The sequence below is a fragment of the Parvularcula sp. LCG005 genome, from assembly GCF_032930845.1.
GTDB lineage: Bacteria > Pseudomonadota > Alphaproteobacteria > Caulobacterales > Parvularculaceae > Parvularcula.
This window is the reverse complement of sequence record NZ_CP136758.1, coordinates 2,101,035-2,116,818: the sequence shown is the minus strand read 5'-3', so window position 1 is coordinate 2,116,818 and position 15,784 is coordinate 2,101,035. Positions and strand designations below refer to the sequence as shown.

The window sequence follows — 15,784 nt, the reverse complement described above, 5'->3', positions numbered from 1 at the left end:
GGTCGCATCCGGCGCCCGGATATGGCGCTCCATCTAGCGTGTCGTGTCAAAGCGCATATAAGGCCGCCATGACAACATCAAATCCGCAAATGCGCCCCGTTGCCCTGTGGCTGATCGTCATGGCCGTGCTGACCGCCATTATGGTGACGATCGGCGGCGCGACCCGCCTGACTGATTCTGGCCTGTCCATCACCGAATGGGACCTCATCATGGGCTCCCTGCCGCCGATGGGGGATGCCGCCTGGGCGGAGGTGTTCGATAAATACAGGACGATCCCCGAATATGAGCTGGTGAACAAGGGCATGACCCTTGATCAGTTCAAGGAGATTTTCTGGTGGGAGTGGGGGCATCGCAATCTTGGCCGCCTGATCGGCATGGCCTTTTTCCTCCCGCTTCTGTGGTGGTCCGTTCGGGGCCGGGTGACCGGTGGTCTGCGCTGGCGCCTTTGGGGGCTGTTCGCACTGATCGGCATGCAGGGCGCGATCGGCTGGTTCATGGTGTCCAGCGGCCTGTCAGAGCGGGTGGATGTCAGCCAGTATCGGCTCGCCCTGCACCTTGGCACAGCCTTCATCCTGTTCGGCCTGATCATCTGGCAGATCCTCGCGCTGATGCGTCCTCCCGGCGTGGCTGCATCCGCTGGCTTTCGGCGCTGGCCGCTGGTGCTGATGGCGGCTGTCTTTGTGCAGATCATCCTTGGGGCGTTCGTGGCCGGCCTGCGGGCGGGCAAGACCTATAACACCTGGCCGTTGATGGACGGGCGGTTCATCCCCGAAGGGTATTTTGGTGAGCCGGCGCGCTTTCACGACCTGTTTGACCGGATTGCTTCGGTCCAGTTCAATCACAGGATCATGGCCTACGTGGTCTTCGGGCTCGCCGTTGCGTTCTTCCTGAAAGCCAGGAAGACAGTCGCGAAAAAGCATGCCCACGCCCTGATGGGGGCCATCGGGCTGCAGGCGGTGCTGGGGATCTGGACACTGCTCGCGGCTGTGCCCCTATGGCTGGGGCTGGTCCATCAGCTTGGTGCGCTGGGTGTGCTGGCGGTCACCGTCTGGGCCGCCTATGACCTTATTCCGCGGGCGACGAGCCGGGCAGGGACGGCACCTCGATCTGCGGCACCGCAACCTGCGGCGACTGAGAATCCTCTGACGTCACCTGCGGCATCAGACTGATCGTCGACGCGTCGCTGTCCGTGGCATTGGCGATGCCGAGCCACGGGATCAGCTTCAGCTCGTTCTTGCGGGTCAGCACCCCCACCACGCCGTCGCGATAGACGCCGCCAAAATTACCCGGGCCGACGGTGATCGCCTGGCTCAGGACGGCCGCGCGGTCGTCGGCAAAGCCGGTGACCGGGATCGCGTCGCGCCCCACCTGCAATGTCCCGTCGGGGAGGAGAGAGAGGAACACTGGTCCCTTGGTCGTGGGCAGGGCAGCGATGCTGATCGCGGCCGGATTGGACGGCGGGACCTCTGCGCTACCGGTCTGGTCGCCGATATTGGCCTTCTGCACGTTCCCGTTCTCCGCCAGGACATAGATTGCCTTGCCCGTGCTGGTGCAGCCCTTGGCCGACGGCCCGGCCATCGGTGCCGTGGTCCCAGTGACGCTGTCGTCTTCTATCGTCAGGCGGATGGCGTGCTGGCGTCCGCTTTCATCAATCCGCAAAAGGTCGCGGCCGAGGAAGCACAAAGCCTTTGCTCCATTCGCCGCTTCGACCGCGCCGAGCAGCGTCAGGGTCCGGTCGGCGGGGGAGATAGCAAAGATCTGCACATCGCCGCTGCCGCCCTCATAGGCGGCGGCAATTGACCCGCCGGGCAGATAGCTGACGGCGACGCCGCCATTGAACAGCCCCTCGACCTGACTGGCCGTCCCGTCTTCGCTCAACGGCACGACAAACAGTCCGGCATCGCCATTCGCGGCAAGGATCGCGCTCATGAAGGGGACGGTGGGGTGCTGCCAGAAGGCGAGGCCGGACACTTCGCCCTCAAACCCGCCCAGCGTATCGGCGACGCTTGCGGTGCGGGCCGGCACGCTGGCCGGGCTCGCTGCCATGTCGACCTCGATCCGGCGCTCCTCCTGAGCTGCCTGAGCGGCATCGGCGGCTTTCTCCGCCTCGGTATCGTCATTGCCCCCACAGGCGGGAAGGAGGGCCAGCACGGCGCCGGCGCATAGCAGTTTCAGCTTGGTCATGAAATTTTCCTGTTGCGGATGGGCAATGTCGCCGCCCTGTTAGCACATTGATTCAACTGCGCTAAGGGGAGGTGGTCAAATCCTGTGGTAACATAATACCACATCATTAAGCGCCTGTTTTTCCGTCGTCTTTCAAAAGCGTGTTGACAGTTCCGTGGAGGGCCTCTTAAAGGCGCCTCTTCGAATCATTCTTTCACCAGGACTGCTATATCCATGCAAACCGAGGCCTCACGGACTTACAATACGAAGCCCGCGGACATCGAGAAGAAATGGGTCGTGATCGACGCTGAGAACCTCATCGTCGGCCGTCTGGCTTCTCTCATCGCGATGCGCCTGCGCGGCAAGCATCTGCCAACTTACACCCCTTATGTTGACGACGGCGACCACGTCATCGTCATCAATGCCGAGAAGGTGCAATTCACCGGTCGCAAGCTGAAGAATAAACAGTACTTCTGGCACACCGGGCACCCTGGCGGCATCAAATCCCGGACGCCTGAGAAAATTCTCGAGGGCCGTTTCCCTGAGCGCGTGCTTCACAAAGCCGTTCAGCGCATGCTGCCAAAAGACAGCCCGCTGGCGCGCAAGCAGCTCGGCAACCTGCACATCTATGCCGGTCCAGAGCACAAGCACGAAGCCCAACAGCCAGAAGTGCTGGATGTTGCTTCACTCAGCCCCAAAAACATGCCTCGCCGCTAAGGATAGACGTTAAGACATGAGCGAAACTACTCAAGGGCTTGATGGCCTGAAAGACCTCGCCGGCGAAGCCGGTGTCGACACTGCGACGGTTGCGGATGATTTCGTCCCGGCCGAGCCAAAGATCGACGCCCAGGGCCGCGCCTACGCCACCGGCAAACGCAAAACGGCCGTTGCCCGCGTCTGGATCAAACCAGGTTCCGGCAAGATCGTCGTGAACAACAAGGACTACACCGCGTATTTCGGTCGTCCGGTTCTGCAGATGATCCTGAAGCAGCCTCTCGAGGCCGCTGAGCGCAAAGACCAGTTCGACGTGTTCTGCACGGTCAAGGGCTCCGGTCCTTCCGGCCAGGCCGGCGCTGTGCGTCACGGCATTGCCCGCGCACTGACTTTTTACGAGCCAGGCCTGCGCACCGTGCTCAAGCGCGGCGGCTTCCTGACCCGCGACAGCCGTGCGGTCGAGCGGAAGAAATACGGTAAGAAGAAAGCTCGTCGGAGCTTCCAGTTCTCGAAACGCTAATCCGTTTCGTTATCTGTTTTGGAAAACCCCGCTCATCACGAGCGGGGTTTTTCGTTTGACCGGCGGGTTTTGGCCGCGCCATGACCATGTTGCCCAATTGATGGAGAGAGACCGTGGCCTATCCGCCGTTGCCTTACCGCCCCAAGGATGAGCGGTTCATCGCGAGTATTGTCCGTGAGCACCCTTTCGCCACGCTGTTCACGGCTGGCGGCGGGCTTCATGCCACCCGCCTGCCCGTGCTGGTGGACATGGAGGAGGGGCAGCCCCTACGCCTGCGCGCCCATGTCAATGCGCGCAACCCGCAGGCGGGCCTTCTCGATGGCGGTGATGTACTTGTCAGTTTTACGGGGCCGCACACTTACGTCTCGCCCCACTGGCGGGCGGACAAGGGGCGCGGCGGCACATGGAACTTCACCGGCGTCAACATTCGCGGCACGGCGCGCCTGCGGCCTGAGCCCGATTTTTTCCGCGCGCTCGTCAACGATCTGTCCGCGCTGGTGGAGCCGCAATATGCGGAGATCGGCGATTATCCGGTCTGGACGGACGCCATGGCGCCGGACGGCTATATCGAACGCCTCCTGCCGCAGCTGACGGCTTTCGAGGTCGATGTCACAGCCGTCGAGCCCGTGGCCATGCTGCATCAGGACTATAGCGCAGAGGACCGGCGGTCGGTCGTCGACCATCTGTCGCGCTCCTCAAGGGAAGGGGCGAGGGCGATCGCGGAGATGATCCGTACTGATGATGAACAGTAGCCTTCGACGCTAGATGGCTGTCGCCGGATCGCTTTTCTGCTTTTGCGCCGTCAGCCATTGCCGCGTCGCCGGGTCGTCCGATAATTCGGCGGCTCGGGTATAGGCCGCTTCTGCTTCCGTACGTTGACCAATTGCCGCCAGCACGGCGGCCCGCGTCGCCCAATAGGGCTGGTAGTCCTCACACTTGACGGCAATCGTATCTAGAAGGTCCAGCGCTGTTTCCGAAAGACTTGCACCATGTAGGGCCGCGGCGTGGCCGACCGTCGCACCAACGGAGGGCGCAACGATGGAAAGCGTCTTGTATAGGTGCAGGATGGCGGGCCATTGGGGCGTACCCGTCCGTTTCTGATGGCAGTGTGCCGACTGGATGGCAGCTTCCAGTTGATAGCGACCAAATCGCTTATGTTTTCCTGCATCGTGCAGCGCGATCTCCGCACGGTCGATCAGCGATATTCGCCAGCCATGGATGTCTTGGGCCGATAGCGGCACGAAGCGTCCATCCTCATCCCGGTCTGCGCCAAACCGCGCCAGCGTATAAAGGCACAGGGCCAACAGGCCCTTCGCCTCCGGTTCCTCCGGCAGCTGACTGACGCAAAGCTCCACGAGGTAGAGGGCCTCCTCCATCATCGCTTCGTCCCGAGCGGTCGCGCCCGCGGCAAAAGCCGCATAGATCGCATCGAGGACGGAGGGCAGCCGATCGGTCCAGCGTGACGGCGTCGGCAGGTCAAACCGGATGCCGGCCTTGGCTATTTTCGTCTTGGCCCTGACCAGTTGCTGGCTGAGTGTCGCGGGGCGCAACAGGAACAGCGGTGCAATCTGCGCGGCCGTCAGACCGAGAACCGTCTGCAGCATCAATGGCGCGTGCATATCCCGATCAATGGCTTCATGGGCGCAGACAAACAGGAGATTAAGCCGGGCATCGCTGGGCTCATCCGCCACTCCCCGCTCTTCGGTCAGCAGTGTCAGTGTACCGGTATGATTGGCCGCGGTCCGTTCATGCCGAATGCGGTCCACAGCGCGCCGCCGGGCGACGGTAATGAGCCAGGCATCGGGCGCGTCCGGCACACCGCTGACCGCCCAGGTCTTCAGGGCTGAGGCCAGGGCATCGGACAACGCATCCTCGGCCGCCGCGATATTCCCCGTCGTCCGGGCGAGGACGGCCAGTAACCGTCCATAGGAATGGCGTGCAGCCCGCTCCACAGCGACATGGGCTGCATCGCGCATGTCTTAGCCAAAGACCATGATGGGCCGCACTTCCATCGTGCCTTCGCGGGCGCCCGGACATTTGGCGGCCCACTCAATCGCTTCATCAAGGCTTGGGACGTCGATCATATAGAACCCTGACAATTGATCCTTTGAATCGACGAAGGGGCCATCCTGCACCTGCCGACCGCCCGGGGCCATCCGGACACAGCTGGCGGTAAGGGAGGGCTGAAGGGCTTCGCCGGCCACCATGACGCCTGCCTCGCGCAGTTCCTCGGTATAGGTCATCCACGGCTCCATATAGGCATCGAACGCGGGTGTACCCGGCGCAGGCTCCGGCTGGTCCTCATTGCCATAGATCAGCAGCATGTATTGCATCGGTCTCTCACTTCCATTGCCGCGCGTGATTGCGCTCACCCCCTGGACGATCGAGCATAGGTCATTTCGACAGGACCTGAAAAAATTTTACGCGGCGACGGGCGCCTCGGGCAGGGCGGGTTTGGGCCGGCGGCGGGGTAGCCGCACATCCTGAAGCGCGCACAAAGTGAGAAAGGTCAGCAGTCCGGTGGAGAAAATACTCATCGCGACCAGCCACGGCTCATCGAGGCCATAGGGCGCGCCGACAGCCGTCAAACGCGCTGGTAAGGCTGTGGCGATGAGATGGTGCGCTTCGTTCAGCCAGCGCGCGGCCATCACCGGCCAGTCGCTGCCGCGCGGCTCAATCGCGACGGTGGCCAGAAAGAAGAGGCTGATCACGAGGGCGACCAGGTCGCGCAAGGCCCGCACCAGGCGAAACCGGCTAAAGACCGCCCGCCGGATTTTCAGACGCGCGAACCCGACGATCACGGCGAGCTCTGCGAGCAGCATCCCGCTCATCACCAGAGGGGTCTCAGCCATCATTGTGCCTGGCAGCAACACGGCCGCCATGCCGATGAGCGCGAACGCAGGGCTGATGCGTCGTGCCAGCGTGTAGGTGGCTGTCGCTGCAGCGAGCGTGAAGAGGGCAACCGGCACGAAGCGGTCGGCAAAGCCGATGGCGCGATCCTGAAGAAAGGTGCGGCTGGCCACTTCGGAAAATGGCGCCATTAAAAAGCAGAAGAGGAGGGCAATGCCGATCAGCATGGTGAGCGCGCCCAGTTCGTCACGCGTAATCGCCGCACCGGCCGTGCGGGCGCCAGCCGATTGACCGCGCAGCTTCAATTGGCGCTGGACCGCGGGGTCATCCGACCGACCCGTCAGTTCCGCCTCGCGATATCGCCGCGCGGTCAGGTCATCCATGTCGCCTATGCTCATCTTCATCCCTCACGCTTCAGACGGAAGGTGTTCGTAGCTGCATCTCTTTGAGGAACCTTTGTCGCCGAGGATGCAATTTTGCCTATCTGGTCTAGGAAGCGGCCCCGCCGATCTTGTGCGGATTGCGCCTTGAGTTCGGATGAGCTTCAGACCACAAGCGGGGCGACACGGAGGTTTCATGGCAAACAAGGTTTTTTCCGATGCAGTGGCGGCTCTTGAGGGCCTGACCCAAGACAATATGACCGTCATGGCGGGCGGCTTTGGCCTTTGCGGTATTCCCGAAACGCTGATCCTGGCCCTGCGGGATTCCGGCGCGAAGGGACTGACGGTCATCTCAAACAATGCAGGCGTCGACGACTGGGGGCTCGGTCTCCTGCTGCAGACCAAGCAGATCAAGAAGATGGTCAGCTCCTATGTCGGTGAGAACGCGACGTTCGAGAAGCAATATCTGAGCGGCGAGCTGGAACTTGAATTCAATCCGCAAGGCACGCTGGCCGAACGGATCACGGCGGGCGGCAAGGGCATTCCGGCCTTTTTCACCAAGACCGGTGTCGGCACCCTGATTGCTGAAGGCAAGGAAGAGCGCGAGTTCGAAGGCGAACGCTACATCATGGAAACCGGCCTGAAAGCCGACCTGTCGATCGTGCGCGCATGGAAAGGCGATACGGAAGGCAACCTGATCTATCGAAAGACAGCGCGGAACTTCAATCCGATGATGGCGACGGCGGGCAAGATGTGCGTTGCCGAGGTGGAACATCTGGTCGAGCCGGGTGAGCTTGATCCCGATTGCATTCACACGCCTGGGATTTTTGTCGACCGCATCATTGAAGCCAAACAGGAAAAACGCATCGAGCAGCGCACGGTGCGAGAACGCTAAGCGTATTGAACTGCTCCGTTTCCTGATAGAATTGACATATAGGATATTCAGCTATGCCCTGGTCACGCGATGAAATGGCCGCCCGTGCGGCGCAAGAACTGGAAGACGGCTTCTACGTCAATCTTGGTATCGGTATCCCCACTCTCGTGGCGAACCACATCCCCGACGGCGTGGAGGTGACGCTGCAGTCCGAAAACGGCATGCTGGGCATGGGCCCCTTTCCGTATGAGGACGATGTGGATGCCGATCTGATCAATGCTGGCAAGCAGACGATTACCGAGCTGCCCAAGACGGTGTATTTCTCGTCCGCTGACAGCTTCGGGATGATCCGGGGTGGACATATCGACCTGTCGATCCTCGGCGCCATGGAAGTGTCCGAGGGCGGCGATCTGGCCAACTGGATGATTCCGGGCAAGATGGTCAAAGGCATGGGTGGCGCCATGGATCTCGTCGCCGGGGTCAAGCGCGTCATCGTGCTGATGGATCACACGTCGAAATCCGGCAGCTCAAAACTGCTCAAGGAATGCACGTTACCCCTGACCGGCGTCGGCTGCGTGGACCGGATCATCACCAATCTCGGTGTCTTCGATGTGGTGGAGGGCAAGGGTCAGCTGAAAGTGGTTGAGCTGGCGCCCGACGTGACACTTGAAGACGTCAAAGCCGCGACCGAAGCCGATCTCGCGGCGTAAAGTCCGCAGGCGTCAGTTCTCCTCGGCGAACTGGATGACGAGGTCGAGAAAGCCCATATAACGGTCGTAGAGGTAATAGCCCCCTGCGACCTGTGGACCGGCCACATAGACGAGGACGGTGTTGTTGCCGCGCACAAAGTCGATGGGGTAGGCGGTGGCAGGTCCTGCCTGGGCCGCTTCCACCTCCCGAAGGTCATGGGCCAGGCTGCGGTCGAACACCTCGATCCGGTCGCCAGACTCCCGCCAAACACCATAATAGCTCTGGTTGCGGGCGTTGAACAAAGCACCGCCAATCGGCCGATCGTCCTCATACAGCGTTTCATCAAAGGTGGCGGTGTCGCAGTCGAAGACGGCAAGGCGTTCAAAGCCCGGGGCCTCATCTGCGTCGACCAGAACGACCGGTCGACCATAGCGGTCCGCTGGTCCGGCGGGCTGCACAATGACGCCCTCGGGCAGCGCTGCTGCCGCCGAAGAGCCAGGGCAGGTAGCGGTCACTGAACCGCCGGGTAAACGCTGCTCCACCAGAAGTCGCGCGCCGTCAACGCCAGCAGCCTGCACGGCCATGGCATCGCCTGAACAGCAGTCTGTTACGCGCGGCGTGCTTCCGCCCTCATAGATGGCGAGGGTGCGCCCTCCCGCGGCATCGTGCACAAAGCCGCCGCTCATCACATCCTGTGCGTAAATGCCATTGGCGAGATGCCAGGCCCGTGCGGATGTCCCGCTACCCCCATTCGGCAGTTCTGTGGCCTGACCGGTGCGGGCGTTGATCACATCGATCATCAGCGGGCGGATTGTGGAAGTCCCGATCGGCTTACCGTCGCGGCGCCCGACCAGGACGCTGGAATCATCACGCCAGCCGACAAAGGTGGGTTCGCCGCGGAACGCCTGCACGATGCTGGCGGTCTGCTCGCCGATCGTCGCAATCGACAGCGTGAATCCCGTCCGGGTCTTGGTGGCAAATGCGACCGTCGAGCCATCGGGGGAGAGACTGACACGATCAGCAAAGTCCTGACCGCGTTCGTCACGGGCGGGCAGGGAACGAGGCAGGATGGTGGGCGCTGCCAGTGAAACGACGGTCCCCCCGTCCACGCCGGCATCTTCGACGACGTCTGCCGGTTCTGATACCGTGGCGGGCGGTTGCGCCATCAGCGCTATCGCCATCATCAAGCCAGCCATCGTCATCACATCATCCCCTCAAGCGCAGTCAATCTTATGATAATTCGACGCATGAGGCGCGCCAAAGCGCTTTTGTTTTGCGATGTTTGTGCCCTGCGATCAATTGTCTTGGTTTCAAGCCGAAAAATTGACGTTCGTTGCAGGTGAAAGGCTTCACTTGAAGGCCATCAGCCTATATCGTTATTCAGTAACAAACAATTGGAACGCACCATCATGATGCACCGTCGCGCTGTTGCGCCACATTCGCTCCTCCTTCTCTTTGGCGCATCGGCCCTGGCCCTCGGCGCGTGCTCGACGACACCCGATACGCCGACCGAAGCTGCCGACGATACTGCGGTGATGGATGAGGTCGATGTCCCGACCGGTGAACTCGGGTTTGCCACAGAATTGGGGGAGCCGGGGGCCTTCGCGGCTTTTGAGCCAGTGCCCGTCGCCAATGGCCGGACAATCGACTACAGCGTGATCGACGATGCGCTGGGCGCCATTGTCCTCGACACCGGCCCATCACTCCGCCGCTTTGCCCGGGCACCGGTCCGTGAGGCGGGCTCGCGGATTCAGCGGGGGCACGATTCCCCCTTGCGCCTCGAAGGCAACAAGATCTTTTTCTCGCGCTTTGACCGCTCCACGACGGAGTCGATGCGGGAGTATACGGACAGCCTGATTGCCATCGGTAATCAGGTGGATATTGCAAAGCTGCCCAAGAACGAGCAGCTCGCCTACTGGTACAATCTGCACAACATGATCGTCATTGCGACGATTGCTGAGGAATATCCGGTCGCCCGCCCACGCGATATGACGTTCGGTGAGGACAAGGTGAAGTTCCACGACGCGAAGCTGGTCACTATTCGCGGCGTGCCGCTTTCTCTGCGCGATATCCGTCGCAACATTGTCTATCGGTACTGGGACGATCCACGCGTGATGTACGGCTTCTTCCATGGCGACCTCGCCAGCCCGAATATCCGCACCTATGCTTGGAAAGGTTCGACAGTGTCGCGGGATCTGGATTCCAACGCGGCCGAATTCGTCAACGCCCTGCGCGGTGTCAGCCGGGGCCGCAATGTGACCTACGTTTCGCCGCTCTATTACGAAGCACAGGCGGGCCTGTTCCCGAACTGGCCCACGGACCTGAAAGCGCATCTTTCGAAATTTGCCAGTGAAGACGCGCAGGAGCTGATCGACAGCGGCAAGCCGATCGCCCCTTGGCGCTACGAGGATCGCACAGCCGATCTGGTCGGCGGCGAGCCTTACTCAAAAATGACCCCTGGCATGGGCATCGACAGCATGCCGCAGGCCTTCAGGGACTATGTCCGTGAAGTCGGTCAGAAGTTTGAAACACTGCAGGAGCAGGGACGCCTGCGCAGTGCGACAGTCACCATCATCGATGTGCCAGGCACGGAATGGGATGTGGAAGGTGATGCTTCGGGCGAAGTCGACTGATCGCTCGCCCTGACACAGAACGGAAAAAGGCGCCCCGCGGGGCGCCTTTTTTGTGCGTAAGCCTTACTCTGGCTGATCGGTCGGCGGTGTTCCGGCGTTTGCGCCTTCCGCCTTCGGATCACCGTGGCAATGCTTGTATTTTTTGCCAGAGCCGCAAGGGCAGGGCGCGTTGCGGGAGACCTTCGACCAGGTCGAGGGGTCATCCGCGCGAACAGAGCGGGCGGCGCGTTGGGCGCGCAAGGTGCCAAGGCCAGCAGACTGGCCATAGCCCCGTTGCGGCGCTTCAGGACCACCGTGGCCGGCATCGTTTTCGCCGGTCGTGGCATCAATATGGGTCTCGCGCAGCTGTGAGGGGTCGAGTTGGCCCTTGCGCTGCAACTCCTGAATCAGACGCTTGGCTTCTTCGATATCCAGCGTCCGTGTCGGTTGCGGCGCATCGGGCTGGCGAACCTGGGCGTGATACAGCGCACGCGTCACGTCCCGGCGCAGACCATCCAGAAGGCCACTGAACAGGGCGAACGCCTCGTTCTTGAACTCGTGCAGGGGATCGCGCTGACCCATCCCGCGGAGGCCGACAACAGACCGCAGGTGATCCAGCATCTGCAGGTGCTCACGCCAGTTGGCGTCGATGGTCTGCAGAAGGACGGCTTTCTCGACACGGCGTGACATTTCAGGGCCGAATTCTGTCGTCCGTTCCTCATAACGGGCGTCAGCCCGCTCGCGGATACGCTCGAGTATCTCGGTATCGGCAACGCCCTCTTCGGCGGCCCATTCCTGTACAGGCATCTGCACGCCGAAGATTTCTTCGATCTCCTCGGCGAGACCTTCAGTGTCCCACCGCTCGGCATAGGATTTTGGCGGAATATAGGTGGCAACCACGTCTTCAAGCAGGGTCTCGCGCATATCGGCAACGATATCGCTGACGTCATCGGCCGACATGAAGTCGATCCGCTGCTCGAAAATGGCCTTACGCTGATCATTCATCACGTCATCATATTTGAGGACGTTCTTGCGCATGTCGAAATTGCGCTGCTCGATCTTCTTCTGAGCGTTTTCCACGGCCTTGGTGAACCATGGGTGCTCGATCGATTCGTCTTCCTTGATGCCAAAGCGTTTCAGCATCTTCTCCATGCCAGTACCGAAAATGCGCATCAGGTCATCTTCGAGGGACAGGAAGAATTTGGTCGTGCCGGGGTCACCCTGGCGTCCCGACCGGCCGCGCAGCTGATTGTCGATGCGGCGGCTTTCGTGACGCTCCGTGGCCAGAACGTAGAGCCCACCAGCTTCCAGCGCCTTTTCCTTCCGATCCTTGACCTTTGCCTCGATCTCGGCGCGCTTGCGGGCAATCGTCTCCGCATCGTCATCGTCTTCGAGAAGGGCCATGACTTCCATATCGACGGACCCGCCAAGCTGGATGTCCGTCCCGCGACCGGCCATGTTGGTGGCGATGGTCACGGCACCCGGCACACCGGCCTGCGCCACGATCTCAGCTTCCTGTTCGTGGAACCGGGCGTTCAGGACGTTGTGAGGAACAGGGACGGGCTTGCGGGATAGCGCCTCAAGATTGTCGGCCCGCTTGCGCAGGCGCTCAATGTCGTCGGCATCCTTCTTCTCGTTCAGGTCATCGGCCTGGCTGCGAAGGATGGTCGCGGTCTCACGCCAGAATTTCTTGTCGCTGAGCAGGGAGGACAGATATTCCGATTTTTCGATCGACACCGTGCCGACCAGTACCGGCTGGCCCTTCATGTGACATTCCGCGATCTGTGCGGCGATGGCCCGGTATTTCTCCTTGGCCGTCATGTAGAGCTCGTCTTCCATGTCCTCACGGGCAATCGGCCGGTTCGTGGGGATCTCGAAAACGCTGAGCTTGTAGATGTCCTGAAATTCACCTTCCTCGGTGAGGGCGGTGCCGGTCATGCCGGACAGACGTTCATACAGGCGGAAATAGTTCTGGAAGGTGATCGATGCCAGCGTGACGTTCTCGGGCTGGATCTGGACGCCTTCCTTGGCTTCCACCGCCTGGTGCAGGCCATCGGACCAGCGGCGGCCATCCATCATACGGCCGGTGAACTCATCGATGATGACGACCTTGCCGCCTTTGACGATGTAATCCTTGTCCCGCTGGAACATCTTGTGAGCGCGCAGGGCGTTCTGGAGGTGGTGCACGACCGCAACATTGGCGGCGTCGTAGAGCTGGTCACCCTCAAGCATCTCTTCGGCGCGCAGCAGCTCTTCGATGAACTCGTTGCCTTCTTCGGTCAGGCCAACGGAGCGGGCTTTTTCGTCGACCTCAAAATGCTCTTCGGTCAGCTGCGGGATCAGGCTGTCGATTTTGACGTAGAGATCCGACTTGTCTTCGGTGGGGCCGGAGATGATCAGCGGGGTCCGGGCTTCGTCGATCAGAATGGAGTCGACCTCGTCCACCACAGCGAAATAGTGCCCGCGCTGGACCATATCCTCGATCCGCTGCTTCATATTATCGCGAAGATAGTCGAAGCCGAGCTCATTGTTGGTCGCGTAGGTGATGTCACAGGCATAGGCCTCGCGACGTTCATTATCGCTCATCCCGTGGGCGATGATCCCGGTGGTCATGCCCAGCAGGCTGTAAACCTTGGACATCCATTCAGCGTCGCGGGTGGCCAGGTAATCGTTGACGGTGACGACGTGGACACCCTTGCCAGCGAGGGCGTTGAGATAGACGGGCAGGGTCGCCACCAGCGTCTTACCTTCACCGGTCTTCATCTCGGCAATATTGCCCGAATGGATCACCATGCCGCCGACGAGCTGGACGTCATAAGGGCGCAGGCCCAAGGCGCGCGTCGCCGCTTCGCGGACGAGGGCGAACGCCTCTGGCAGCAGGTCATCAAGGGTCTCGCCGTCCTGGAACCGGGTTTTGAACTCTTCGGTCTTCAGCGCGATCTGTACATCGGTCAGGGCCGCCATCTGGTCCGCCAACTCGCCAATCGCTTTGGCCTTCTTCGTTAGCGGCTTGATGCGACGCTCAGTTGTGGACCCGAAGAGGCGGACGGCGAGTGTTTTTTTGGCCATGGAATAAATAGCGCTCGGTTACGGATTTGGCAGGCAGAGATCTTGCACAGCCCTGCTAGGGGGATGTGCGGCCATCTGACCGCGGTTTCGGTTGGCGCACAGATAGGGAGGCCGCTTTAGGGTGTCAAATGACAGCGGAAAATCTACCATTTACGCGAGAAGGATTGACTCTTGGGCCTCAATCTTAAATCGCTAGTGACCATGAGGCATGTGCCAAAAGCTCTGATCGGACGCGAATCACCCCGCGGTCTGGAATATGTCGCGATGATTGTCGCCGCGGCCATGGATGCCATCGACATTCGCGATATCTTTGTTGCCGGTGCTGCGATGGTTCTGATGACCGCAGCAGGCAATGAAATCGTCGGCCAGTCTTGGATTGAGCCGGTGATGATGGTTGAGCCCTCAGATCCCGATCCTGTCCTGATGGAGGTAGGCACTACGCCGATTCGCGTATCGGACGCCCGGGCACAGGCTGTTTTCATGGAAAATGTGGATGCGGCTATCCTGCCGCCTGCGGCCCTGTTCCGGACCGGTCTGGTGGATGAAGCGGCCGATCAGGTGGCGCTTGCCAAGGCCGCTACGGCCCAGGGCCTCGACAAAACGCTGGAAATCCGGGCCGAGTTGGCGCTGGCCCGCCGCCGGATCCTCTCGAGCGCCTATCTGGAGATGGCGGTCCGTCAGACGGTCACAGAAGAACGCATCCGGGCCGTCTATGATGAGGCCCGCCAACTGGCCGATGCGGATCAACTGATTGAGCTGCGGCGCATTCAGGTCTCGAGCGAAGCCGAGGCCGTCGCCCTGAAGCGGCGTATCGATCAGGGGCAGTCTTTCGCAAATCTGGCCCGCCGCCAATCACTCGATATGGACAGCCGCGCCAAGGGCGGGCTCGTGGGCAGTGTCCGCATGAGCGAATTGCCGCCTGCGATGATCGAGGCTGTGCGCGATCTGCCCTTCGATACGGCTTCGGCGCCGGTCAAGGGCGAGCAGGGCTGGTATCTCCTTTGTGTCGATTCCCGCCGGGCGATGCGCCTGCCACCGTTTGACGAGATGCGACCGCAGATCGAAGCGCAGCTTCGTGACGAAGTGGTCGTGGACACGGTTCGTCTGGCCCGCTCGGCTGTGCCGATCCGCCTGGCCTCGACCATGCGGCCCTATTCTGGCGTCATGCCGACGGCTAGCCTGGTGGCGTCGTCCTGGTGACGAAATAAATTACGCTTAACCTATTTTAACGTCGTTCCTTAGCCTGCCTTTCAACTCTTTGCCGTCTACTGACGAGGTATCAATGACCGGCCTTCTTCTCGTCAGCGCGGTGGCGCTAATCGATCAGGATGGACGGGTACTGATGGCCACGCGGCCCGAAGGTCGGCACCATGCCGGGCTTTGGGAATTCCCGGGTGGCAAGGTGGAAGACGGAGAAACGCCGGAAGCGGCGCTTGTCCGTGAGCTTGAGGAAGAACTGGGTATCCGAACCCAGGAAAGCTGTCTGGGGCCGTTCAGCTTCGGAACAGAGGCGCGAGAAAACAACTCGCTGCTGATGACTGTTTTCCTGTGTCGCAAATGGCAGGGCATTCCGATGGCGAAGGAAGGGCAAACCCTCAAATGGGTGCGTCCGGAACAATTAATCGGGCTGGATATGCCCCCGGTCGATCGGCCGATCGCCGCGCAGTTGCGGGATTATCTGATAGGCTAGGGACCAGCCGAGGGGCAGGTGCCATGGTGGACGTTAAACGAAAAAGTCTGGCCGTCCGTTTCTTCGAAGAAGAAGACGGCGCAACAGCGATCGAATACGGTCTTCTGATCGCGACGCTGTCCATCGCCATCGTCGGCACCGTACGATCTATCGGCGAGAAGATTTCGAACAATCTCTACGATTCAGTCGATAGCGAACTGACGACCGCCATCGGCGAGTGAT

General features: G+C 61.0%; 16 protein-coding genes. 10 read left to right on the top strand and 6 right to left on the bottom strand.

Annotated elements, in window-relative coordinates; genetic code table 11:
* The first annotated feature begins 68 nt into the window (after nt 1-68).
* A complete protein-coding gene (locus RUI03_RS09960; RefSeq protein ID WP_317287306.1) occupies nt 69-1,169 on the top strand; it encodes a COX15/CtaA family protein in 1,101 nt (366 codons plus the stop codon).
* Here the strand turns inward: RUI03_RS09960 and RUI03_RS09955 are convergent.
* A complete protein-coding gene (locus tag RUI03_RS09955) occupies nt 1,066-2,184 on the bottom strand; it encodes a hypothetical protein (RefSeq protein WP_317287305.1) in 1,119 nt (372 codons plus the stop codon). The genes RUI03_RS09960 and RUI03_RS09955 overlap by 104 nt on opposite strands.
* A gap of 213 nt (nt 2,185-2,397) precedes the next feature.
* Here RUI03_RS09955 and rplM point away from each other — a divergent pair, with 213 nt between their 5' ends.
* The 3 genes from rplM to RUI03_RS09940 all read left to right on the top strand — a co-directional run bounded on the left by rplM (nt 2,398) and on the right by RUI03_RS09940 (nt 4,149).
* A complete protein-coding gene (gene rplM / locus RUI03_RS09950; RefSeq protein ID WP_317287304.1) occupies nt 2,398-2,880 on the top strand; it encodes a 50S ribosomal protein L13 in 483 nt (160 codons plus the stop codon).
* A gap of 16 nt (nt 2,881-2,896) precedes the next feature.
* Nucleotides 2,897-3,397 carry a 30S ribosomal protein S9 gene (gene rpsI, locus RUI03_RS09945; protein ID WP_410795867.1) on the top strand — a complete coding sequence of 167 codons (501 nt, stop codon included), beginning with the start codon at nt 2,897-2,899 and terminating at the stop codon, nt 3,395-3,397.
* Nucleotides 3,398-3,510: 113 nt separating this feature from the next.
* Nucleotides 3,511-4,149 carry an FMN-binding negative transcriptional regulator gene (locus RUI03_RS09940; protein ID WP_317287303.1) on the top strand — a complete coding sequence of 213 codons (639 nt, stop codon included), beginning with the start codon at nt 3,511-3,513 and terminating at the stop codon, nt 4,147-4,149.
* Between the two features lie 9 nt (nt 4,150-4,158).
* On the opposite strand, the gene RUI03_RS09935 is transcribed toward RUI03_RS09940, so the two are convergent.
* From RUI03_RS09935 to RUI03_RS09925, 3 genes are all read right to left on the bottom strand, one after another.
* Nucleotides 4,159-5,373: an RNA polymerase sigma factor gene (locus tag RUI03_RS09935; protein WP_317287302.1), complete on the bottom strand. Its 1,215-nt coding sequence runs from the start codon at nt 5,371-5,373 to the stop codon at nt 4,159-4,161.
* A 3-nt stretch (nt 5,374-5,376) separates the two neighbouring features.
* A complete protein-coding gene (locus RUI03_RS09930; RefSeq protein WP_317287301.1) occupies nt 5,377-5,730 on the bottom strand; it encodes a YciI family protein in 354 nt (117 codons plus the stop codon).
* 87 nt (nt 5,731-5,817) lie between these two features.
* Nucleotides 5,818-6,645 (bottom strand): hypothetical protein, encoded by an 828-nt coding sequence (locus tag RUI03_RS09925; protein ID WP_317287300.1) that lies wholly within the window; start codon nt 6,643-6,645, stop codon nt 5,818-5,820.
* A 178-nt stretch (nt 6,646-6,823) separates the two neighbouring features.
* Here RUI03_RS09925 and RUI03_RS09920 point away from each other — a divergent pair, with 178 nt between their 5' ends.
* Nucleotides 6,824-7,522, top strand: coding sequence for a CoA transferase subunit A (locus tag RUI03_RS09920; protein WP_317287299.1), 699 nt, complete (start codon nt 6,824-6,826; stop codon nt 7,520-7,522).
* A 53-nt stretch (nt 7,523-7,575) separates the two neighbouring features.
* On the top strand, nt 7,576-8,211 hold the full coding sequence (locus tag RUI03_RS09915; RefSeq protein WP_317287298.1) for a CoA transferase subunit B: 636 nt from the start codon (nt 7,576-7,578) through the stop codon (nt 8,209-8,211).
* 12 nt (nt 8,212-8,223) lie between these two features.
* On the opposite strand, the gene RUI03_RS09910 is transcribed toward RUI03_RS09915, so the two are convergent.
* Nucleotides 8,224-9,393 carry a hypothetical protein gene (locus RUI03_RS09910; RefSeq protein ID WP_317287297.1) on the bottom strand — a complete coding sequence of 390 codons (1,170 nt, stop codon included), beginning with the start codon at nt 9,391-9,393 and terminating at the stop codon, nt 8,224-8,226.
* A 207-nt stretch (nt 9,394-9,600) separates the two neighbouring features.
* Between RUI03_RS09910 and RUI03_RS09905 the strand changes: the two genes are divergently transcribed.
* Nucleotides 9,601-10,824 (top strand): DUF547 domain-containing protein, encoded by a 1,224-nt coding sequence (locus tag RUI03_RS09905; RefSeq protein WP_317287296.1) that lies wholly within the window; start codon nt 9,601-9,603, stop codon nt 10,822-10,824.
* A gap of 63 nt (nt 10,825-10,887) precedes the next feature.
* Here the strand turns inward: RUI03_RS09905 and secA are convergent, their stop codons facing one another.
* Entirely contained in the window at nt 10,888-13,872 is a 2,985-nt protein-coding gene (gene secA, locus RUI03_RS09900; RefSeq protein ID WP_317287295.1) for a preprotein translocase subunit SecA, read from the bottom strand.
* Between the two features lie 171 nt (nt 13,873-14,043).
* On the opposite strand from secA, the gene RUI03_RS09895 reads away from it, so the two are divergent.
* The 3 genes from RUI03_RS09895 (at nt 14,044) to RUI03_RS09885 (ending at nt 15,783) form a co-directional block, all read left to right on the top strand.
* Nucleotides 14,044-15,072, top strand: a complete 1,029-nt coding sequence (locus RUI03_RS09895; RefSeq protein ID WP_317287294.1) for a peptidyl-prolyl cis-trans isomerase — start codon at nt 14,044-14,046, stop codon at nt 15,070-15,072.
* Between the two features lie 82 nt (nt 15,073-15,154).
* Nucleotides 15,155-15,562, top strand: a complete 408-nt coding sequence (locus tag RUI03_RS09890; protein WP_317287293.1) for a (deoxy)nucleoside triphosphate pyrophosphohydrolase — start codon at nt 15,155-15,157, stop codon at nt 15,560-15,562.
* A gap of 23 nt (nt 15,563-15,585) precedes the next feature.
* Nucleotides 15,586-15,783, top strand: coding sequence for a Flp family type IVb pilin (locus RUI03_RS09885; RefSeq protein WP_317287292.1), 198 nt, complete (start codon nt 15,586-15,588; stop codon nt 15,781-15,783).
* Nucleotide 15,784: the final 1 nt, after the last annotated feature.